Source organism: Kitasatospora sp. NPDC058478 (genome assembly GCF_042720345.1).
Lineage (GTDB): Bacteria > Actinomycetota > Actinomycetes > Streptomycetales > Streptomycetaceae > Kitasatospora.
In genome coordinates this window covers 55,585-75,362 of the sequence record NZ_JBHXML010000016.1, presented here as the reverse complement: position 1 = coordinate 75,362, position 19,778 = coordinate 55,585, and the positions used below count along the sequence as shown (strand labels likewise).

Here is a 19,778-nt window from a genome sequence, read left to right as displayed (position 1 = left end):
AAGCGCTGGTCGCGGCCACATTGTGGGTGGCTGCGACCAGCGCTGTGGTTTTTCGTAGCGGGCGGGTGTGCCGCGCGGCGCTAGGAGGCGGGGTGGTGGTGGCGGGTGTCGGCCAGGCCCTGCCAGCGTTCTGCGATGTCGGCGGTGCCTGCGGGGAGGTCGAACTGGTCGAGGATGCGCATGACGATGTGGTCGACGAGGTCGCTGATGCCGTTCGGGGTGTCGTAGAAGGCCGGCATCGGGGGGACGATGCGTACGCCCATCCGGGAGAGCGCGAGCATGTTCTCCAGGTGGATCTCGTTGAGGGGCGTCTCCCGGGGCACGAGGACCAGTGGGCGCCGTTCCTTGAGGGTGACGTCGGCGGCGCGGGTGATGAGGTTGTCGGCCATGCCGTGCCGGACGGCCGCGAGCGTCTTCATGCTGCACGGGACGATGGCCATGCCCGCGACCGGGTAGGAGCCGGAGGAGATGGTGGCGCCGAGGTCGCCGAACTTGTGTGTCACGTCGGCGAGTTCGGTGAAGTGCCGGGCGCTGTAGGGCGTCTCCACCTCGATGGTGGAGCGGGCCCAGGTGCTCAGGACGAGGTGGGTCTCCACCTGGGGTGCCTCGCGCAGGACCTGTAGCAGGCGGGCGGCGATCGGGGCGCCGGTGGCGCCGGTGACTCCGATGACGAGGCGGGTGGTGGGGGGTGTGGCGGGCACAATGTGCTCCTGGCGTAGGGGTGAAGGGGGGGGAGGACCGGAGGGGAGGGTGAGGGAGGGGGCGCACCGGGCCCCCTCCCCTCCGGCGGGCTACAGCGCCAGGACGCCCGCCCACCGTTCGCGCAGTTGCTCGCGGGTGGCCTGGTCGACGCGGTTGGCCGGCGGGTACCGGTCCTTCCACGCGAACGGCTTGCACGCGTCGATGAGCACGATGCCCATCGACAGGTCGCCGGCGGCGAGCTTGTCGGGTGCGAGCCGCGGGTCGATGGCGGTGGTCGGCGCGCGCAGGACCTGGATGGACTCGGTCGGGTGGACGCGGGTGAACATCGCCCACAGCACGTGGTTGATGTCGGTGATGTCGATGTCCTCGTCGACCACGACGAAGTACCGTTCCATGCCGCCCGTGCGCTTGCGCCCGGCCGCCGCCAGCAGCGCGTGCATGGCGTCCCCCGCGCCGGTCTGCTCGATGGAGACGACCATCAGGAGCTGCCGGGCGTAGGCCCACACGCCCTTGACGTTCTGCACGCCGGACGCTTCCAGGTGGTCCCAGGTCAGCGACGCCGAGTAGAGCGGAACGGCCTGGTCGCCGGCCGGGATGGTCGGCAGCATCGGCGGTGCGCCCAGGATGATCGGGTCGTCGCGGTGCAGGATCCGGGTGACCCGGACGACGGTCTCCTGGCCCGAGTGCGTGTAGTAGCCGGTCCACTCCCCGAAGGGGCCCTCCAGGACGGACTCCTCCTCGACCGGCGGCAGTTCGCCCTCGATCACGATCTCGGCGTGCGCCGGGATCGGAAGCTCGCTGCCCGGCGCGTACAGGACCTCGACGCCCTCCCCGCGCAGCCCGCCCGCCAGGTCGTACTCCGACATCCCGGACGGTGCGGCGATCGCGGCGGCGGTCGACAGGATCGGGTCCTGGCCGACCACCACGGCGATCGGGCAGGTCCGGCCGCGCGCCCAGTACTTCTCGGCGATCGCCTTGGCGTGCCGGTTGCCGAGCATCCACAGCGACAACCGGTCGCGGCCCTGGACGCAGGCCCGGTAGGTGCCGACGTTGACCCAGCCGCTGTCGGGGTCACGGGTGATCACCATGCAGGCGGTGCCGATGTAGCGGCCGCCGTCCCTGTCGTGCCAGCGCGGGGTGGGGAAGATCCCGAGGTCCACGTCCTCGCCGACCAGGACGTTCTCCAGGACCGGGCCGGTGGCGACCTCCACCGGGGGAACGGGCTCGATCCGCTTGCTGAGGTCCTTCCAGGCCCGCACGATGTCGAGCTCGGCGGTGTCGTGCGGCAGCCCGAGCGCCACCGCGGTGCGGGCGGGCGTCCCCATGAAGTTGGTGAACACCCGGTACCCCGTGGGGAATCCCGGAATGTTGTCGAACATCAGGGCGGGGCCTTCCCGCTCCGCCAGCAGTTCGGTGATGCCTCCGATGTCCAGGTCCCGGTCGGCGCCGTCGATCTGGAGGACTTCGTCCTTCCCGAGGACCTCGGTCAGGTGGTCGATGTAATGCCGAAGATCACGGAATGCGCTCATCTGCCGTCGGGGAGCCGGGTGGTGTGCCCGGGTCTCCCCTCCTCCTCTTCCTCGCGGGTGGCGGCCGAGCCGCGGCGCGGCCGCCACGGGGATCGCAGTTCCGCGCGGACAGGTGCCGCGTCGGCCTGCGCACCGATGATCCGGATCGGCCGCGAGCGGGCGCAACGAGTCCGAGCGTACGTGCCGGATACCGCCCCGGGTAGGGTCTGGATCCGTGGAATCCCTCAATCTCCGGCTGATCCACGCCCTCCAGATCGACGGGCGCGCCCCCCTGCGTCGGATCGCCTCGGTGCTGGGCGTCTCCGAGCAGGTCGTCGCCCGCCGCTACGCCGCGCTGTGCGAGAGCGCCGGGCTGCGCGTCATCGGCAGGCTCAACCCCCGGCCGGTCGGGCAGACCGTGTGGGCGCTGCGGTTGCAGTCCGCCCCCGGCGCGTCGCTCGGCCTGGCCCGGGCCCTGGCCGCGCGGGAGGACACGCGGTGGGTCCAGCTCGCCTCCGGCGCCACCGAGATCATCTGCCATCTGGTGGCGCACCGGGACCGCGCCCAGGACGCGCCGGTGCACCTGCTCGATCGGCTCCCGGGGGTCACCTCGATCACCGCGCAGCGCGTGCTGCGGCTGTTCAAGGGCGGCCCGACCACCTGGGGCGCCCTGACCTGCGAGCTGGACCAGGACCAGCGGGACGCGCTCGCCCCCGCGTTCCCGCCTCCTGCCGTCCCACCCCCAACGTTCCCGCCCCCCGATGGGCGGCTGTCGTCGTCGCCGTCGCCGTTGGAGCTCACCGACCTCGACCACACGCTGCTCGCCGCCCTGGCCCGCGACGGCCGTACGACGTACGCGGCGCTGGCCGCCGAGGGCCGCTGCCACGAGTCGACGGTGCGCCGCCGGATCGCCCACCTGCGCGCGGCCGGAGCGCTCTTCTTCGTCGTGGACGTCGACGAGCGGCTATTGGGCAGCCCGACCACCACCGCCATCTGGATGTCGGTGCGGCCCTCGCACCTCGCCGCCGTCGGCGAAGCCCTGGCCGAACACCCCGAAGTCGCCTACGCCGCAGCCACCACGGGGCGGACCAACCTCCTCGCCGCCGTCCTCTGCCCCGACGACGAGTACCTGTACGACTACCTGACCGACCGTCTCGGCGCCCTCCCGGGCGTCGACACGGTCGAGACCGCCCCGATCGTCCGGACCCTCAAACGCGTCGGCACCGTCGGCCGCCACCGCAACCGGCCGGCCGGCACCCGGCGCGGCTGAGGCCTCGCCGAGGAACGACGGTCGATGGGCGATAGTCGATGGTCGACGGGCACGCGTAGATGCGGGACGATCCGCGCAACGACGAGCGACGGCGGGGAGTCTGATGATCACTCAGGGTGCGAAGATCACGACACGATGCGCGGACTGCGGCGGTGCGCTGGTCCGCGATGTCGGCCAGTTCCTGGACCGCGGACGGCTGTGCTGGGGTACCGAGGCCTCCTGCCGGACCTGCCCTGCGGCCTGGTGCGAGGAGGACGACGGCGGGCCGACACCCGAGGAGATCCGCCAGGCGCTACTGGCGGAGCACGGACTGGCGCGCCTTCACCTCGTACAGCCCGAGCTGAGCCTCGTCCCGGTGCTGCGAGCCCTGCGCGAGGCCCACGGGCTGGCACTGGCGCAGGCACGGGCGATGGCCGTTGAGCTGAAGACGGCTGGTCTGGCGGGTACGCTCGTCGAAGTGGAGTTCACCGCCGCCGCCCTCCAGGACCGCTCAGTCGCGGTGACCGTCGAGACGTCGGGCGGCTGACCGCCCGGCGAGCCGTCCAGAACGTCCAGAACGGCCTGGGCGGCCCCGATCGAACGGAGGCCGCCCAGGACTCGATCTCCCGCATCTCCCGCATCTCCCGTTCGGACCGGGGCCCGGGGGAGGAAGGGGAGGAAGGGGAGGAACTGCTCCTACTCCGCCACCTGGACCTCGTCGGCCTGGAGCCCCTTCTGGCCCTGGACCGCCACGAAGGTCACCTTCTGGCCCTCAACCAGGGACTTGAAGCCGCTTCCCTGGATCGCCCGGAAGTGAACGAACAGGTCCGCTCCGGACTCCGGGGTGATGAAGCCGTAGCCCTTCTCGTCGTTGAACCACTTCACCGTGCCGTTCTGCCGCTCTGCCACAGCCACTCCTGGTTTTCCGAGGATCGAGGATCTACGAGACGCAACGTGCCGATCATGGCAGGGCTCGGGGTCTCGGCGGGGCTGTAACGCGAAGTTGGTCGGTCCCTGCGGCGAGGAGCCACCCGGACCGGTGACGGCACCGCAGGTGCTGCAGGCGCCGGAGTCCCGGCAGCCGTCCCTCGTCCATCTGCACAGACGTGATCGGGTAGCCCGGCGGGCCGGCCTGAGTACCCGTACTCAGGCCGGCCCGGCCGTGCCGCCGGAGCATGGGGGCATGCACCCAGCAGCAACACCGAGGATCGGCATCACCGCCGTCGGCTCCCACCTGCCGGCCCGTCGGCTCACCTCCCAGCAGCTCCAGGACGAGGTCACCGCCGGTGGCCGACTCGCCCTGCCGGAGCGGATGTTCGAGAAGGCGACCGGCATCCGCACCCGGCACTTCGCCGCCGACGGCGAGTACGCCTCCACCCTCGCGGTCGGCGCCGCCAGGCGCGCCCTCGCCGCCCGCGGGCTGCGCCCGCAGGACGTGGACCTGCTGCTGTTCGCCTCCGCGACCCGGGACGTGTGCGAGCCCGCCACCGCCCACATCGTGCAGGCCGAACTCGGCACCCGTGCACATGCGTTGGACGTCAGCAACGCCTGCAACAGCTTCCTCAACGGGATCGACCTGGCCCGCGCGATGATCCTGGCCGGCCGGGCCCGGCGTGCCCTGGTCGTCACCGGCGAGACGCCCAGCCGGGCCATGCTCCGCACGCCGTCCTCCCCGGCGGAGTTCCGGGACGGCTTCGCCGGCTACACCTTCGGCGATGCCGGGGCGGCCGTCGTCGTCGAGGCCGTGGATCGGGGCGGCATCCTCGACGTCGGGACGGAGACGGCCTCCGAGCACTGGCCGGCCGGCGGCATCCCCGGCGGCGGCTCCCGCCACCCGCGCGGCGACGAGTACAGCTACTTCCGGGGCGGCGGCAAGGAACTGCGCGGCATCTTCGAGGAGATCGGCCCCGCCGCCCTGGCCCGGCTCGCCGCCCGCACCGGCCTCGGCTGGGACGACTACGCCCGGGTGCTGGTGCACCAGGTGACGATCCCCTACCTGGAACGCTTCGTCGAGCTGACCGGGGTGCCGGCCGGGAAGCTGGTCCTGACGGTGCCGGAACTCGGCAACGTCGCCAGTGCCACGCTGGGCGTGCAACTCGACCGAATACGCGACACGTTGGCGCCCGGCGACAAGGTGCTGCTGATCGGGCTCGGCGGCGGCGTCAGCCTCATGACCATGGTCTGGGAGGCAGCGTGAGGACCGACCTGTGGGTGGTGGTCCCCGCCTACCACGAGGAGGCCCGGATCGAGGGCGTGCTGCGCGCCCTCGCCGCCCAGCGCGACCGCGACTTCACCCTGCTCGTCGCCGACAACGGCTCCACCGACGGCACCGTCGCCCTGGCGCGCGCCTTCGCCGCCCACGCGCCGTTCCCGGTCGAGGTGGTGGTCGAGTCGGAGAAGGGCGTCGGCTCCGCGGTGGACACCGCCTTCCGGCACGCCATCGCCCACGGCGCCACCCTGCTCGCCCGCACCGACGCCGACTGCCTGCCCGAACCCGGGTGGACGGCCGCGGCCCGCGCCGGGCTGGTCGCCTCCGGCGGGCTGGTCTGCGGCCGGGTCACCGCCCGCCACGACGAGCACGGCCCGGCCGGGCGCGCGGTGTTCCTGGCGCTGGTCGCGCTCGGCGCCTTCTTCGGCCGGATCCGGCCCGCCCACCGCCGCCGACACGGCTACCTGACCCCGTACCGGATGCACGCGGGCAACAACATGGCGATCACCGCCGAGCTCTACCTCGCCGTCGGCGGCATGCCCCGGCGGCCCTCACCCACCGACCGGGCGTTCCTCAACAGGGTCCGCCGGCACACCGCGGCGGTGGTGCGCCGCCGCGACATGGTGGTGCAGAACTCCACCCGGCGCATCCGCGCGTACGGCGTGGTGGGCACCGCGCGCTGGTACCTGGAGCGCGGCGCGGGGCCGCGCGCCGTCGACGTGCGCTGACAGCCCGCGCGCGCCCCGTGCGCCCGGCGCCGCGCGCGCCTCGCTCCTTGCCGACCCTTTCCCGACCGGACCCGCTCCGTTCCGCTCCGCAGCCCGCCGAAGGACCCCGCCATGCTCGACCGGCTCACCCACGCCCTGCGCACCGACCACCCCGACCGGCCCGCCGTCCTGCGCCACACCCGCCTGGGCACCGTCCGCCCGGTGATCCGCCGCGGCGAACTCGCCGACCTGGCCGACGGCTACGCCGCCGCGCTGCACGCCCACGGCCTCGGCCCCGGCGCCACCGTCGGCGTCGCCGTCCGGCCCGGGCCGCGCGCACTGGCCGTCATGCTCGCCGCGCACCGGCTGGGCCTGCGCATCGCCGTCCTCGACCCGACCGCAGGGCCCGACGTGCTCGCCGCCCGGCTCACCCTGGCCCGCCCCGATCTCGTCCTCGCCGACGCCGCCGCCCAGGCGGTGGCCGGCTGGGCCGGGCCGCTCGCCCGCCGCGCCGACCTCGCCCTGCCCCGCCTCACCGCGCTCGGGCCGGTCGCCACCCTGGGCCGCCGCCTGCCCGGCTGCGCGCCGCACCTGCGCCCTGCCGGCGCGACCCCGCCCGCCCGGCCTGACGGCGGCCCGGAAACGGACGCGGTGATCGTCTTCACCTCGGGCACCACCGCCCGCCCGCGCGCCGTCGTCCACACCCGGGACGGGCTGGCCGCCGGGCTGCGCACCGTCGCCGACCTGGTCGACCCGCGTCCCGGGACGGTCGTCCTCGGCGGGACGTTCTTCGTCCTCGTCCCGGCCCTCGCCGCGGGCGCCGCCGTCGTGCTGCCCGCCCGCCGCCCCGCCGCGCTCGGCCGCCAACTCGCCCGGCTCGACCCCGCCCACACCTACCTCACCCCACCGCAACTGCGCGCCGCCCTCGCCGCCGGGGCCCGCTTCACCGGCCGGGTCTGGACGGGCTCCGCCCCCGCCGACGCCGCCCTGCTGCGCCGGGTCAAACAGTCCGGCGCCCACCAGGCCTGGAGCGTCTACGCGCTCACCGAACTGTTCCCGGCCGCCGCCGTCGAGGAGGCGGACAAGAGCGCCCACGACGGGGACGGCGACCTGGTCGGAGCTCCCCTGCCCGGCGTCCGCGCCCGGATCGCCACCGGCGGTGAACTGCTGCTCACCGGCCCGGGCGCCCGCCACCGCTACCTCGGCGAGGACCCCGACCCCTGGGTGCGCACCGGCGACCGCGCCGCCCTCACCCCCGACGGACGGATCGTCCTCGCCGGCCGCCTCAAGGACATGGTGCTGCGCCGCGCCGAGAACATCTACCCCGGCCTGTACGAACCGACGCTGCACCTGCCGGGTGTCGAACTCGCCGTCCTGGTCGGCGTTCCGGCCGGGGACGGCGACGAGCGGCTGGTCGCCCTCGTCCAGCCGGCGCCGGGCACCGACCCGCGACGCCTGCGCGAGGCCCTGCGCGGGCCGCTCGACCGGATGGCAGCGGCCCGGCCGGACGCCGTCCTGTTCGGCGAGGTCCCGCTCGCGGGCCGCTCCCGCAAGCCCGACCGGGCGGCGGCCGCCGCGCACTGCGCACGGGAGTTGGCCCGGTGACCGACCCCATGACCGCACCGGTGAGCGTACGGACACCCCCGCCGCCGCCCGCACCCGCCGCCGCCCGCCGGGCCCGCTGCCGGGACCGCCGGGTCTACCTGTGCAGCCACCCCCTGCTCTTCGCCCTGCTCGCCGCCACCCGCCGCCGCCCGGTGGTCCGGCTCGGCCGCACCGTGCTGGTGCACGGCACCGAGGCCTACCGCGAAGCGCTCACCAAGGTCCCGCTGGACCGCACCGCACCCGGCACCACCGGCGGCGCGGCGGCCGAACTCACCGACGGCGGACTGCTGTTCGACCAGAGCGGCGCCGAACACCGCAACGCCCGCCGCGCCCTGGCCGGCGGCCTCGACACCGCCGCACAGCAACGGATCCGTCCGCACTGGCAGGCCGTGCTCGCGAAGCGGATCCCGGGCCTGGCCGCGGGCGAGATCGAACTCGTGGCACTGGCACGTGAGTTGGCCGGTGTCACGGCCGCCGCCCTGACCGGCGCGCAGTCCTGCCCGCACCACCTCGCCCACGCCGCGGCCGAAGTCGCCGCCCACGCCGCCCGCGACCACCTCCCCGGCCCCCGCCGCCGCGGCCCGGACGCGGCCGCCGCCACGGTCGACGCCGCCGCCCGGCTCGCCGCCCTGCTGCCCGACGCGCCCGACGCACGCGGCGCACGCGGCGCACGCGACGCCATGGTGGCCGTCGCCGCCGTGAACACCACCGTCGCCGCCCTGCCCCGGGCCGTCGCCTGGTGCGCCGACGCCGGGCTCTGGCCGACCGTGAGCGAGACGACCGCACCCCGCCTCGCCGCCGAACTCCTGCGCCTGACCGCCCCGTCCCCGCTGCTGCCCCGGGTCGCCGCCGCCGACACCACCCTCGCCGGGCACCCCGTACGGGCCGGCGACCGGCTGGTCCTGGTCGCCCGGCACGCCGCCCGGGCCCACCGCCGCGGCCCGGCCGACGATCCCGCCGCCACCCAGGCCGTCTTCGGCGCCGGCCCGCACGCCTGCCCCGGAGCCGGCCTGGCCCGCGCCCTGCTCGCCGACCTCCTCCTGGCGCTCGCCCCCCACCACCCGGTCGTCACCCGCGCCCGGGTCGACCGCCGCAGCGCCCTGCCCGGCTACGCCGAACTCACCGTCCGACGGGGAAGATCCTGATGCACCTCGCCATCACCGGCGCCACCGGCTTCTGCGGCGCCCACCTCGCCCGCACCGCCGCCGCCCTGGGCCTCGAAGTCTCCTGTCACGGCCGCCGCCCCGGCCCGGTCGGCCACCACCGCCCCTGGGACGCCACCGAGGGCGCGCCCGACTTCACCGGCGCCGACCTCGTCGTCCACTGCGCCGCCGCCGTCGCCGACCTGCCCCCGGGCGATCCCGCCGAAGCCCACCAGCACGCCGTCAACGTCACCGGCACCGAACGCGTCCTGCGCGCGGCCGCCGGCCGGCCCCTCGTCCACGTGAGCAGCGCCAGCGTCTACGACCCGCGCACCGCCGCCACCCTCGCTGCCACCGCCGTCACCGAGGACCACCCCACCGCCGCCGGCCACCTCAACGCCTACGGCCGCACCAAGGCCGCCGCCGAACGCCTCGCCCTCGCGGCCGGCGCCGTCGTCCTGCGCCCCCGCGCCGTCTACGGCCCCGGCGACCCCCACCTCGTCCCCCAACTGCTCGCCCGCGCCCGGCACGGCCTGCTCCCGCTGCCCGGCCGCGACATCCCGCTCAGCCTCACCGCCGTCGCCAACCTCACCGACGCCTGCCTGTCCGCCCTCGGCCTCACCGGCGCCCCGCCCTGGCCGCCCGGCGCCTACAACATCGCCGACGCGACCCCCTACCGCCGCGACGACGCGCTGCGCCACGTCCTCACCGCCCACCGCCTCCCCGCCCGCATCACCCACCTCCCCGCACCCCTCGCCCGCCTCGCCGCCCGCACCACCCGCATCCCCGGCCTCACCCCCTACACCGTCGACCTCCTCACCCGCAGCGTCGTCCTCGACCTCACCCGCGCCCGCACCCAGGGCTGGACCCCCACCCACACCCTCACCGACTACCACCCCTGACACCCGGCCGGGCCCAGGCGCTGCGGCCGTGTCCATCCGACTCGCCGAGCCGTACCTCGCAGACCTTCTCCGCGCCGGCGACTGGTCAGGTCAGCTCGACGAATCGGTGGACGCGAAAGCACGTGAGGTGGTCGGGCTCGATGCTCGCCGAGTCCACCCGGTGGCGGCCGGCGCCGCCCGCGGAACTCGCCGTCACGTCCGGTCGCCCCGGTCGCGGATGGAGTCGGGTGGTGGTACCTCGGTGGCCGTCAGTTCCAGGGCGAGCGCCTCGACATCACAACGGCTGTTCCGACAGGCCGATGTCCGGACCTACCGGCATCGTTGCAGCACCTCGGCTCGCGGGCCTTCGCCGAGTTCCGGCCGGCTGGGCTCACCCCGGGGGGGGCGGAGCCGGTCAGGGGCGGGAGAGGCGGCCCCGTCGGGGGAGGCGGCCGATGAGGAGGATCGCGCTTCGGGCCGTCAGGTAGCCGAAGGCGGACGGGATGAGGAGCTGAGGCACCATCGCCGCGACCGACGCGTGGCCGCCGAGGAGTACGGGGGTGAGTACGGGCGGTGCCGCCAGGACGGTCGCGGCCAGGGCCGCGTTCCCGGCCGTCCGGGCGGTGAAGGCCAGGGCGGCGCCGGTGGCGAGCGGGGCCCAGGTGCCGAAGCCGGAGGTGAGGAGCCGCTCGGCGGACTCGCCGGTGATCGTGGCGCCGATGCCCAGGGCCGTGACCATGGCGGCGACCAGCCAGAGCCCGGCACCGGTCCTGCGGGTCCGGTCCGGCGGGGCGACCAGGAGGACGAGGGTGTTGAGCGCGATCAGCCCGAACCCCCGGGGGCCGAGGCCGAGTTCGGCCGCGGTGCGGAAGTCCAGGTCGAGCAGCCCGAGGCGGCACATGGCGTAGAACAGCGGTGCCAGTACCAGCGACACCAGGGCCAGGGCCCGTGCGGCCGACCAGCGGCCGGCCACGACCGCGCACGCCGTCAGCACAGCGGGGACGAGCAGCGACGTCGCCGCCAGGATCGCGCCTCCCGCCGGGGCTCCGGCGGGGAAGCCAGGGGACTCGGGGCTGATGGCGAGCCGCAGGTTCCGCCACAGGTAGGTCGCCGCGTACGTTCCGGCCAGCATCGCGGCGAGCGGCGCCGCGGTGGCGAACGCCCGGCCCGGCGGCCGGTGGGAGACCATGCCCAGTCGGAGCCGGGCCCCGTGCCCGGCGACGTCGGCCACCTCGCGCAGTCCCGTCGCGGGGCCGGAGCCGGCGATCCGGTGCTGGGCGAGGTCGGCGACCTCCGCGAGTGCACCGGCGCCGTAGGAGGCCGGGTACAGCCGGAGGGCCCGTTGCAGCAGGCGCGTGTTCAAGGGGTGCTTCGAGGTCATGCCGTGCCTCCTGCGGGACGGGTCCAGGTCTGGGTCAGGCGCCGGTCGGCCTCGCGCAGTGCGGAGCGCAGGCGTTCGGCCTCGTTCCTGAGCGACTGTTCACCGTCCGGGGTGAGGGCGAACACGCGCCGGGGGCGCCCGTCCACCGTCTCCTCGCGCTCGACGCGGATCAGTCCCTCGGCCAGGAGCCGGTCGAGGGTGCCGTACAGGCTGCCGGCGCCGAGCCGTACCCGGCCTTCGGAGATCGCGGCGACCTCGTCCCCGAGCGCGTAGCCGTGCCGGGGCCGGTCGGCCAGAGCGGTGAGGAGCAGGAAGGTCGGCTCCTGCATGGAGCGTTTGTTCTTCACGTCCCACACCATAGTACGGCGACCGTAGTGTCTGGCAAGGCCCCCGCGAAACGATGCGGACGTCGTTGTGGGTGGTGCCGAATAGTGTGCGGGGCATGGCTACTGTCAAGGAACCAGCACCTCCCAGGCCCATCGTCCCGGGCGATGTCGTCGCGGCGTTCTCCGAGTACCTCGGCGAGTGGACAGCGGCACAGATCACCGATCTGGACCCGGACCACCAGCGCGCGGGCGTCCTGCACCTCGACTGGTCCGGCCCGGAGCCGATGTCCGTGGCGGAGCTCGGCGAAGTCGTGCCGCTTTGGGGTCCTTTCGGTCCGGCGCATTGCTCCTACGAGTGGGTGCTCCCTCGGAGCTGCAAGGTCATCGGGACGCTGCCGCTGCTGCACGGCCAGCCGCCGAACAGTTACGCGTTCGGGTGGGGCATGGGGCTCGATCTGGCCCTGGCGCGGCGCCGACGGCAGGGCGACGAGTCGCAGTGGCGTGACCCGTGGGCGAAGAGCATCACCGGCGCTGAGTTGAACGACTCTCCCGCGGGGCCCGCAGATCCTGACGAGGAGACGCGTCGGCTGAACGTTCGGGCTGTGGAATCGCTGGACTGTGCGCGGCTCGTCGAGCGGTATCCCGCGCTGACCGGCCTGACGCTCAGCGGGCCGGTGACCTTGTCATCGGCATCGAGCCTCAACGAGTTGACTTCGCTGAAGCACCTCAGGCTCTCCGACGTCTTCGGGATGGTCGAGGCGGACTGCCTCCTGCCGGGGCGTGTTCCGGCGCTGGAGGAGTTGGAACTGGTCAGTGTCCCCGCGGAGTATGCGACGGCGATGAGGAGGCTCTGGCGGCCCGAGGAGCGCCAGGGCGTCTACCTCACGGTCGCCAAGCCCCGCAAGCCCCAGTGGCTCGCCGAGAACCTCAACAATCCGCTCCGGAACTGGGACGGCCGCGAGCAGATCAGCGCCGCGGTCTACAAGAAGGCGCTGGCGCAGTACAGGGCGACGCGGCGCGCGGTGCTGGCTGTGCTGGCTTCGGGGGCTTCGGGGGATTCGGCGGACGTCCTGACGCCGAGGCTCGTCGAGCTCGGGGAGCAGTTCGGCGAAGCCTTCAACGAGCTCGACGCGCGCGCCGGATTCATCGAGACCGTTGAGCGCGAAGAGCTCTACGACGCGCTCGGCGCCATCATCACCGAGGCTGCAGCCGAGTCGGAAGCCGATCTGGCCTGGGCCGGCGACGGCCTGATCGAGGGCTGCGAATCCGTCCGCGACTGGTAGGGCGGTGCTGCGGCGAGCCTCATGGCCTCCACTCGTCGGCGAGGAGCCCGAGGACGGCCTCGTCCGCGAACTCGCCGCACACCCAGGCGGATCGGCGGAGGGTTCCCTCCAGGGTGAGGCCGGCCCTGCGGGCGGCCGCGATCATCGGGGTGTTGTCGGCGAGGGTCTCCAGTTGAAGCCGGTGCAGGCCGCGTATCGCAAAGCCGTACTGGCAGAGCACCCTGACCACATCCGTGCCCAGGCCCCGGCCGCGCAGGCCGGGGCGTAGGGCGATCCCGAGGTGGGCTGTGCGGTTGTGGGTGTCGATGCCCCAGAGCACGGCCTCCCCGGCCAACTCCCCTGAGGCCAGCTCCAGTACGGAGAAGCAGGCCGCGTCCTCCGAGGGCGGGGTCGGCGCGTAGGGGGAGTCTGCCGTGCCCGGCGAGATGGGCCGCCAGGGGCGGGTGTCGGCCCGGGAGCGGGTGGCGACGTCGTCGTACAGCTCGGTTTGCAGAACGGCGACGTCGCTTTCGTGGCGCGCGCGAAGGGCGACCTTGAGTCCTTGTATCATGTCACATTGCTACCAGGATCGTGTCGGCCGCTCAACCGAATTGGACCCTCTCCGGCGCGTTGCACCGTCGCCGTCATCGGAAGTGTCGGAGAGGGGAGTTCGATCGAAGTCAGAGTGGCGGCAGGCGGCGGGCCAGGAGCTCCGCGCCGGTTCCGTTCAGGGTGCTGAACAGGACCGTCGTGCCGAGGGCGTCCACGCTGGGGGTGGTGGAGGCGCCGGGCCGTTGGCTGCCGTCGGCCGCCGTGCTGACGCGTTCGATCCGGCCGGTCCACAGGTCGCGGCGGAAGACGTCCGCGACGCCGTTGGTGTCGCCGGGGACGAGAGCGGCGGAGTCGGAGGCGAAGTAGACCCAGCGGTCGTCGGCGGTCATGACGGCGGGCTGGGAGTCGACGGCGGAGACCGTGGTCACCGTGCCCGTCCGCAGGTCGCGGGCGTAGAGGCGGACTTGGACGGTGTCCTGCTCGCGCTCGAAGACGCGGAAGAGGGCGAAGCGGCCGTCGGGGCTGAGGCGTCCGGCCTTGGCGGCGTCGCGCAGGGTGCCGGTGGCGTCGATGCTGGCGCCCTGGATCCGGCCGGTGCGCGCGTCGTAGGTGTAGAGCGGGAAGAGCTGCCGTGCGGGTGGGGGCTTGGTGGCGGCCGTGGCCGTGGCTGTTGCGGCCGTCGTGGGCGCGGTCGGCAGCAGGTTGGTCGCCTTGGAGCGGAAGGCGACGGTCAGGCCGTCCGCGCTGAGTGAGGGCTCGACCGAGCCGCCGTCGGCGGCGGTGCCGTCGCGGCCGGTGCTGACCAGGCGGGTGGTGCCGGTGCGGCGGTCGGTCAGGTGGATGTTCTGGACGCCGGGCCGGGTGCCGGGGGCGAGGTCGGCGCGGTCCGAGGTGTACGCGACGTACCGGCCGTCGGCGCTGATCGCCGGGTCGAGCGAGTTGCCGGCGCCGGTGCCCGCGGTGAGCGGTTCGGTGCGGCCGGTCCAGCGGTCGCGGACGTAGACGTCGAACCGGCCGTCGCCGTGCCGCCCCGGGATGACGTCGGTGGCGTTCGTGCTGAAGGCCACGTACCGGCCGTCGGCGCTGATCGCCGCCTGGTTGGTCGAGCCGTCGAGCTGGCTGCCGTCGTCGGCCAGGCTCACCCGCTCGGTGCGCCCGGTCCACAGGTCGCGGACGAACACGTCGTACAGGCGGTTGGTGTCGCCGGGCACCAGGTTGGCGGCCAGCGAGGTGAAGAGGGCGTAGCGGCCGTCGGCGCTCAGGCCGAGCGGCTCCGACCAGTCGTCGGCCGGGGTGCCGTCGGGGGCGACGTTCACCGTGACGGTGCCCCCCGGGAGCGGCGCGGCCTGGGCCCGGACCTGGGCCGTGGTGGCGGCCAGGAGTGCGGCCGCCAGCACGCTGCCGGCCCGTACCGCCCACCGGCCGCGGGTCCTCGCGTTCGTCCGTTCCACCTGAACCGTCCTCCCCTTGCCTCGGGCCGTGCCGCCTCCCGCCCCCGTCGGCCGGCTCGGGGCGAGCCAACCGCCCGGCCGTACCGGCGGTCAACGGGGCCGGACCGACCATGGACACGATTTCGCCAACTCCCCTCCACCTCCCGACCACGGCGAATGCCGGTCCGGCCGGACCCGGTGGGCATGCCACCTGCGGGATTCGGCAGCGAAGGAATGACCGTTGACGAACCCTTTGCCGGAACGCGCTGGACGTGGCGGCCACGGGCCCGCACATACGTGAAGTGGCAGCGTTCGGGCGGCTGTTGGGTGGATCGGGCCCCCTTGGAATCGATGATCCGGGGAACCGGGAGGCGCTCTACCGGCGGACCGCCGAGACCAGTCCGCCGGGCTGCTCCTCGCGCTGCGGCGGGGTGTTGACCGGGCGGCCGTAGGCGGCAGCGCGCTCGCGCAGGGTGTGAGTGTCGGCCTCCCAGCCGTGCCCGGCCAGCCAGTCCACCGGGTCGTCGGGCATCTCCGAGACCCACATGGACGCCGCCGAGCCCGGTACGGAGTCCGCGCCGAAGCGCTCGATCACGCCGCGCGAGCCCAAGGTCAGCCCCATCCGGCTGCCTGCCGCCGACTGCGCGCTGATCCGGGCCAGCAGCAGCTCCACCGCGTCCTCGGGCAGATAGATCAGCAGTCCTTCGGCGATCCACACGGTCGGCGCGGCCGGGTCGTGCCCTGCCGCGGCCAGCGCGCCCGGCCAGTCCTCCCGCAGATCCGCCGCGACGGTGATCCGCTCGCAGCGTGCGACGGCCTGCTCCTGGCGCAGCACCGAGGCCTTGAAGTCCAGTGGCGCGGCGGTGTCGACCTCGAACAGCCGGGTGCCCTCGGGCCAGTCCATCCGGAAGGCGCGGCTGTCCATGCCGGCGCCGAGCAGCACGACCTGCCGGACCCCGGACGCGGAGGCCCGCTGCAACAGGTCGTCGAGGAACTTCGTCCTGATGACGATGGAGTACGACACGGCCAGCCGACGGCGGCGCGCGGCCTCGTCAGCGGGGGGCGGCGAGGAGGGCCACAGGCCGCCGGCGGTGGCGAAGGCCTGGGCCAGTGGGTCGCGGAACAACGCGTCCACCCGCTCGGTCTCCAGCGCCCGCACCCTGGCCACCCCCACCGCCGTGGCCCACACTCCCGACGGCTGCACCCGCTCCTGCTCATCAGTCACCGCGCCAGCCTAGATGATCGATCCCGAGGGGCCTGATGAGGCCTGATGAGTGGAGCCGGGTTCATGCGCGGCCGGCCGCGCATGCGCGCACTGACCGCCAACCTTGAGTCGCTTCGGTCGCTTCGGTCGCTGATGAGTCGCTGATGAGGCGAAGGCGGCGAGGGCAGGAGCACTACTCAGGGGCAGGGACGGGGACGGGCCCGCCGGGACGGAAGCGCTCCACCCCGACGATGTGCCGCACCTTGAGCGCGCGCACGATCACCGCGACCCGCTGCTCACCCGGCATGGTCCACTCGTAGCGCTCGACGCCCAGGTACTTGCGGGCCAGCCGGTCCATCCGGTCGCGTGCCTCCTCGCCCTCGACGAAGCGGGCCACCACGCCACTGATCTGCACGCGGTCGAAGGGATCGGTGGCGTCCGCGTGCGAGAGGTAGACGCGCGGGTCGCGACGGAGGTTCTCCTCCTTCACCCGCCCCACCGAGGTGTTGAACGTCAGTTCCCCCTCGCCCTCCAGATCCACCCACATCGGGCTGACCTGCGGTGCTCCGTCGGCGAACACGGTGCCGACGTACCAGATGTTGGGTGCCCGCAGCCGGGCGCGGACGGCTTCGTCGAATGTCGCGGTCATCCCGGGAGGCTAGCAACCACGAAGGGGGCGCGGTCCGCTTCGAGTGAAGCCACGTTCGAGTGGAGCCACGTTCGAGTGAAGCCGCGAGGGGGCGTCCTCCCGGCGGGTCACCGCTCGGCCGGTACCTCCGGTTCGGAGGCGCCGACCGGGGCTCCGCGCGAACCGAGGAGCTGGGCGACCGGATCGGCGCTGCCCGAGGTGCTCAGCTCCTGCACCAGCTCGCAGTTCCGGGCGATCCTGCTGGAGACCCACTCGCGCAGCCACGCGGACAACTGCGGGAGCGGCAGGTCGGACGGGGCCAGCCCGGCGAGCACGCACCCGGTCGCCGCCGCCCCGCCGACGTTGACGACCACGTCCGGCAGGACGGTGTGGCCGGCCTCGCGCAGCAACCGGCGGGCGGGTGGGGTGCAGCTGAGGTTTCCGCCCTCGACCACCAGGCCGGCCCGGACCGCCGGCACCGCCTCCTCGTCGACCGCGGAGGCGGACGCCGCCAGCACCAGCACGTCGGCGTCGACGTGCAGCCACGCCTGGCCGGGCCCGTGGACGGTGACCCGGGCGGGCAGCCGGTTCCGGTCGATCGTGCCGTCGCTGCTGGTGAGCGTGGCGAGTTCGGCGACGGGCAGTCCGCGCTGGTCCTCGATGGTGCCCCGGACGTCGGCCACGGCCACCACCGAGTGGCCGTGGGCGGCCAGGTGGCCGGCCACCGCGCGCCCGACGGTGCCGAAGCCCTGGATCGCGATGCGCTGCGGGGTCCGCGCACCGGAGGCCCGTAGGGCGCCGAGCACCGCGACGGCCACGCCGAACCCGGTGATGTCGGCCATGCGGTCCCACAGTTCGGCCCAGTCGACGGTGAGACGGGTGGTGCCGGGGCGGCGGGTGACGTCGTACCCGGCGGCCTCGAAGGCGACCTGCCGGTCGGCGTAGGTGGTGCCCTGGTCGCACCCCAGGTACACCCCGCCGTTCAGCAGCGGGGCCGCGGCGCGGCCGAACCCCCGCATCACCGCCCGCCGTTCGACGGTGGCGCCCGGATCGGGTGCGATGCCGGCCTTGGCGCCACCGATGGGCAGGCCGACCAGTGCCAGCTTGTGGGTCATCGCCCTGGCGAGCCCGGCCAGCTCCTGCTCGGTCACCGTCGGGGTCATCCTGGTGCCGCCCAGGGCCAGGCCGTCGACCATGGAGTCGACGACGACCCAGCCCCGGGCCTGGCACTCCGGGAGGTTCAGGGTGGTGGTGAGCAGGGGCTCGGCCACCGGGCGCGCACCGTGCGGTGCGAGCGTCCGGTTCACTGCGCACCGTCCTCCGGGACGGACCGCAGGCGCAGGCTGCGGGGGCGCATGTCGGTCCACACGTGTTCGATGTGCGCGAGGCACTCGTCCTTCGCACCCCGCACACCGACCTCGCGCCAGCCCGCCGGCGACTCGCGGTCGGCGGACCAGATCGAGTACTGCTCCTCGTCGTTGACGACGACCTTCCACTGCTCGGATGCTTCGCTGGCCATGCTGTTACCTCCAGATGTCGGTGGTCGGGGGGTCCGCCGGGCGGCGGACGGGTGGAGCCGGTTCGCGGCCGGCGTCGAGACGGGGGTCGAGGCGGGTGCCAGGACGGGCGTCGAGGTGGGCGTCGAGGTCGTCCAGCCATGCCGGCAGGCTGGCGGCGCGCAGGAGGCCCGTTCCGATGAGCACGCCGGCGAAGCCCTCACTGAGCAGGCGGGCGGCCTCGTCGGGGCTGCGGATCGCCCCGGCACTCACCGGGCACCGGGTGCCGCTGCGCAGCACCGCGGGCAGGAGTGACGAGCTGCGCCCGAGGTCGCCCGCGCCGCGTTCGCGGGTGGCGATGTCCTTGTTGTTCACCGCGACCACGCACTCCTCGGCGCGCGGCACGCGGCCGATCTCCTCCTCGGTGGTGACCTCGACGAACGGCGTCAGCCCCAGGCTCAGGCCGAGCTCGACCAGGTGGCCCAGGGTGGCGCGCGGCAGCAGCGCGGCGGTGAGCAGGACCGCGGACGCGCCGCTCTCGCGGGCCTGGTGCAGTTGGCTCCGGCGGGTGATGAAGTCCTTCTGGAGCACGGGCAGGTCCGTCGCTGCCACGACCTCGTGCAGCAGGTCCGGGGTGCCGCCGAACCACCGGCCGGTCACCACGGACAGGCAGGGTGCGCCGACGTCCTGGTAGTCGGCGACCAGACGGGCGGCCGACCTGCCACCGAACAGGTCGTGTCCGGCGGCGTCCTGCCGCTTGAGCTCCATGATCACCGGTCGGCGGGCGTCCAGCAGCGCCTCGATGAACGCGGCCGTCATCTAGACCCTCGCTTTCGGATCGTGCCAGCCGCGCCGTACGGCCGTGACCAGATCGGTGCTCAGCCGCCCGTCGACGTCCCTGGCCGCCGTGTCCACGTCGATGCCCAGGAACAGGGGGTGGTCCAGCACGGCCCGGTAGTCCTCCCGGTTGTCGGCCGAGATGCCGCCGGCCAGCAGGAAGGGCCGCGAGAGGCGGTCCGCGAACTCGATGACGGCCCCGCAGTCCGCCGGTTGCCCGGTACTGCCGATCCGGCCGTCCCCGGCCACCGCGTCCAGCAGGAAGAGGTCCGTTCCGGCCCGCTCGTACGCCGCGATCAGGGACCGCTCCGCGCGGGTGTCCGCACCGAGGTGCAGCACCTTGACCACGGTGAGGTCCGTGGTGCCCTTCAGGGCGCGGACCAGGCCCGGCGGCTGGTAGCCGTGCAGTTGGACCCACCGGACCCGGGCCGCGGCCGTCGCCGCGCGCAGCGTCCCGGCGTCTTTGAGGAAGGTCACGAGGACCGGATGCATTCGCTCCGTTCGGTGCACGGCGTCAGCGAGGGACGTCAGTTGACTGAGCGTCAGATCTGCACGGCCTCCTGGGACGCCGTGCCACAGACCGACGAAGTCGGCTCCGGCACTGTCGAGCGATGCCACGTCCTCGGCCGAGGTGGCTCCGCAGATCTTGACCAGCATCA

The 19,778-nt window shown here is 74.0% G+C and carries 21 protein-coding genes; 8 read left to right on the top strand and 13 right to left on the bottom strand.

What is annotated here, in order from left to right; genetic code table 11:
* Positions 1-80: 80 nt before the first annotated feature.
* Both ACFWPT_RS11540 and ACFWPT_RS11535 read right to left on the bottom strand, forming a co-directional pair.
* On the bottom strand, positions 81-701 hold the full coding sequence (locus ACFWPT_RS11540) for a UbiX family flavin prenyltransferase (RefSeq protein ID WP_380481348.1): 621 nt from the start codon (positions 699-701) through the stop codon (positions 81-83).
* 90 nt (positions 702-791) lie between these two features.
* On the bottom strand, positions 792-2,231 hold the full coding sequence (locus ACFWPT_RS11535) for a UbiD family decarboxylase (protein WP_380481346.1): 1,440 nt from the start codon (positions 2,229-2,231) through the stop codon (positions 792-794).
* A 214-nt stretch (positions 2,232-2,445) separates the two neighbouring features.
* Between ACFWPT_RS11535 and ACFWPT_RS11530 the strand changes: the two genes are divergently transcribed.
* Positions 2,446-3,480 carry an Lrp/AsnC family transcriptional regulator gene (locus ACFWPT_RS11530; protein ID WP_380481344.1) on the top strand — a complete coding sequence of 345 codons (1,035 nt, stop codon included), beginning with the start codon at positions 2,446-2,448 and terminating at the stop codon, positions 3,478-3,480.
* A gap of 103 nt (positions 3,481-3,583) precedes the next feature.
* The gene (locus ACFWPT_RS11525) at positions 3,584-4,006 is read left to right on the top strand and encodes a hypothetical protein (RefSeq protein ID WP_380481341.1); all 423 of its coding nucleotides are present in this window, start codon (positions 3,584-3,586) and stop codon (positions 4,004-4,006) included.
* Positions 4,007-4,155: 149 nt separating this feature from the next.
* Here ACFWPT_RS11525 and ACFWPT_RS11520 read toward each other — a convergent pair whose 3' ends face one another.
* The gene (locus tag ACFWPT_RS11520) at positions 4,156-4,368 is read right to left on the bottom strand and encodes a cold-shock protein (RefSeq protein ID WP_063352293.1); all 213 of its coding nucleotides are present in this window, start codon (positions 4,366-4,368) and stop codon (positions 4,156-4,158) included.
* Positions 4,369-4,642: 274 nt separating this feature from the next.
* On the opposite strand from ACFWPT_RS11520, the gene ACFWPT_RS11515 reads away from it, so the two are divergent.
* The 5 genes from ACFWPT_RS11515 to ACFWPT_RS11495 all read left to right on the top strand — a co-directional run bounded on the left by ACFWPT_RS11515 (position 4,643) and on the right by ACFWPT_RS11495 (position 10,024).
* Positions 4,643-5,656 (top strand): 3-oxoacyl-ACP synthase III family protein, encoded by a 1,014-nt coding sequence (locus ACFWPT_RS11515; protein WP_380368597.1) that lies wholly within the window; start codon positions 4,643-4,645, stop codon positions 5,654-5,656.
* The gene (locus ACFWPT_RS11510) at positions 5,653-6,396 is read left to right on the top strand and encodes a glycosyltransferase (RefSeq protein WP_380368595.1); all 744 of its coding nucleotides are present in this window, start codon (positions 5,653-5,655) and stop codon (positions 6,394-6,396) included. Before ACFWPT_RS11515 ends, ACFWPT_RS11510 begins: the two co-directional genes overlap by 4 nt.
* Before the next feature lie 111 nt (positions 6,397-6,507).
* Positions 6,508-7,980: a class I adenylate-forming enzyme family protein gene (locus tag ACFWPT_RS11505; protein WP_380481338.1), complete on the top strand. Its 1,473-nt coding sequence runs from the start codon at positions 6,508-6,510 to the stop codon at positions 7,978-7,980.
* Complete coding sequence (locus tag ACFWPT_RS11500) at positions 7,977-9,125, top strand: cytochrome P450 (RefSeq protein WP_380481336.1); 1,149 nt, start codon at positions 7,977-7,979, stop codon at positions 9,123-9,125. The genes ACFWPT_RS11505 and ACFWPT_RS11500 overlap by 4 nt, the downstream gene beginning before the upstream one ends.
* Positions 9,125-10,024: an NAD-dependent epimerase/dehydratase family protein gene (locus ACFWPT_RS11495; RefSeq protein WP_380368588.1), complete on the top strand. Its 900-nt coding sequence runs from the start codon at positions 9,125-9,127 to the stop codon at positions 10,022-10,024. The genes ACFWPT_RS11500 and ACFWPT_RS11495 overlap by 1 nt, the downstream gene beginning before the upstream one ends.
* A gap of 394 nt (positions 10,025-10,418) precedes the next feature.
* Here ACFWPT_RS11495 and ACFWPT_RS11490 read toward each other — a convergent pair whose 3' ends face one another.
* Together ACFWPT_RS11490 and ACFWPT_RS11485 are read right to left on the bottom strand one after the other, a co-directional pair.
* On the bottom strand, positions 10,419-11,384 hold the full coding sequence (locus tag ACFWPT_RS11490; RefSeq protein ID WP_380481333.1) for a hypothetical protein: 966 nt from the start codon (positions 11,382-11,384) through the stop codon (positions 10,419-10,421).
* Positions 11,381-11,713 carry a PadR family transcriptional regulator gene (locus ACFWPT_RS11485; RefSeq protein WP_079136622.1) on the bottom strand — a complete coding sequence of 111 codons (333 nt, stop codon included), beginning with the start codon at positions 11,711-11,713 and terminating at the stop codon, positions 11,381-11,383. The genes ACFWPT_RS11490 and ACFWPT_RS11485 overlap by 4 nt, the downstream gene beginning before the upstream one ends.
* 113 nt (positions 11,714-11,826) lie before the next feature.
* On the opposite strand from ACFWPT_RS11485, the gene ACFWPT_RS11480 reads away from it, so the two are divergent.
* Positions 11,827-12,993 (top strand): hypothetical protein, encoded by a 1,167-nt coding sequence (locus ACFWPT_RS11480; RefSeq protein WP_380481331.1) that lies wholly within the window; start codon positions 11,827-11,829, stop codon positions 12,991-12,993.
* A 19-nt stretch (positions 12,994-13,012) separates the two neighbouring features.
* On the opposite strand, the gene ACFWPT_RS11475 is transcribed toward ACFWPT_RS11480, so the two are convergent.
* From ACFWPT_RS11475 to ACFWPT_RS11440, 8 genes are all read right to left on the bottom strand, one after another.
* The gene (locus ACFWPT_RS11475) at positions 13,013-13,543 is read right to left on the bottom strand and encodes a GNAT family N-acetyltransferase (protein WP_380481329.1); all 531 of its coding nucleotides are present in this window, start codon (positions 13,541-13,543) and stop codon (positions 13,013-13,015) included.
* 109 nt (positions 13,544-13,652) lie between these two features.
* Complete coding sequence (locus tag ACFWPT_RS11470; protein ID WP_380481326.1) at positions 13,653-14,975, bottom strand: hypothetical protein; 1,323 nt, start codon at positions 14,973-14,975, stop codon at positions 13,653-13,655.
* Between the two features lie 355 nt (positions 14,976-15,330).
* Positions 15,331-16,179 carry a class I SAM-dependent methyltransferase gene (locus ACFWPT_RS11465; RefSeq protein WP_380481324.1) on the bottom strand — a complete coding sequence of 283 codons (849 nt, stop codon included), beginning with the start codon at positions 16,177-16,179 and terminating at the stop codon, positions 15,331-15,333.
* Positions 16,180-16,351: 172 nt separating this feature from the next.
* On the bottom strand, positions 16,352-16,807 hold the full coding sequence (locus ACFWPT_RS11460; RefSeq protein ID WP_380481321.1) for a TIGR03618 family F420-dependent PPOX class oxidoreductase: 456 nt from the start codon (positions 16,805-16,807) through the stop codon (positions 16,352-16,354).
* Between the two features lie 107 nt (positions 16,808-16,914).
* On the bottom strand, positions 16,915-18,057 hold the full coding sequence (locus ACFWPT_RS11455; RefSeq protein WP_380481318.1) for a Glu/Leu/Phe/Val dehydrogenase dimerization domain-containing protein: 1,143 nt from the start codon (positions 18,055-18,057) through the stop codon (positions 16,915-16,917).
* Between the two features lie 32 nt (positions 18,058-18,089).
* Positions 18,090-18,305 (bottom strand): MbtH family protein, encoded by a 216-nt coding sequence (locus ACFWPT_RS11450; protein WP_380481316.1) that lies wholly within the window; start codon positions 18,303-18,305, stop codon positions 18,090-18,092.
* A 4-nt stretch (positions 18,306-18,309) separates the two neighbouring features.
* Positions 18,310-19,101: an indole-3-glycerol-phosphate synthase gene (locus ACFWPT_RS11445; protein WP_380481313.1), complete on the bottom strand. Its 792-nt coding sequence runs from the start codon at positions 19,099-19,101 to the stop codon at positions 18,310-18,312.
* Positions 19,102-19,776, bottom strand: coding sequence for an N-(5'-phosphoribosyl)anthranilate isomerase (locus ACFWPT_RS11440; RefSeq protein WP_380481310.1), 675 nt, complete (start codon positions 19,774-19,776; stop codon positions 19,102-19,104).
* Between the last annotated feature and the right edge of the window lie 2 nt (positions 19,777-19,778).

Coding starts and splice junctions, on each gene's coding strand:
- ACFWPT_RS11490 (WP_380481333.1), bottom strand. CDS start 11,384: ATGACCTCGAAGCACCCCTTGAACACGCGCCTGCTGCAACGGGCCCTC.
- ACFWPT_RS11525 (WP_380481341.1), top strand. CDS start 3,584: ATGATCACTCAGGGTGCGAAGATCACGACACGATGCGCGGACTGCGGC.
- ACFWPT_RS11480 (WP_380481331.1), top strand. CDS start 11,827: ATGGCTACTGTCAAGGAACCAGCACCTCCCAGGCCCATCGTCCCGGGC.
- ACFWPT_RS11450 (WP_380481316.1), bottom strand. CDS start 18,305: ATGGCCAGCGAAGCATCCGAGCAGTGGAAGGTCGTCGTCAACGACGAG.
- ACFWPT_RS11515 (WP_380368597.1), top strand. CDS start 4,643: ATGCACCCAGCAGCAACACCGAGGATCGGCATCACCGCCGTCGGCTCC.
- ACFWPT_RS11485 (WP_079136622.1), bottom strand. CDS start 11,713: ATGCAGGAGCCGACCTTCCTGCTCCTCACCGCTCTGGCCGACCGGCCC.
- ACFWPT_RS11505 (WP_380481338.1), top strand. CDS start 6,508: ATGCTCGACCGGCTCACCCACGCCCTGCGCACCGACCACCCCGACCGG.
- ACFWPT_RS11445 (WP_380481313.1), bottom strand. CDS start 19,101: ATGACGGCCGCGTTCATCGAGGCGCTGCTGGACGCCCGCCGACCGGTG.
- ACFWPT_RS11535 (WP_380481346.1), bottom strand. CDS start 2,231: ATGAGCGCATTCCGTGATCTTCGGCATTACATCGACCACCTGACCGAG.
- ACFWPT_RS11440 (WP_380481310.1), bottom strand. CDS start 19,776: ATGCTGGTCAAGATCTGCGGAGCCACCTCGGCCGAGGACGTGGCATCG.
- ACFWPT_RS11475 (WP_380481329.1), bottom strand. CDS start 13,543: ATGATACAAGGACTCAAGGTCGCCCTTCGCGCGCGCCACGAAAGCGAC.
- ACFWPT_RS11495 (WP_380368588.1), top strand. CDS start 9,125: ATGCACCTCGCCATCACCGGCGCCACCGGCTTCTGCGGCGCCCACCTC.
- ACFWPT_RS11460 (WP_380481321.1), bottom strand. CDS start 16,807: ATGACCGCGACATTCGACGAAGCCGTCCGCGCCCGGCTGCGGGCACCC.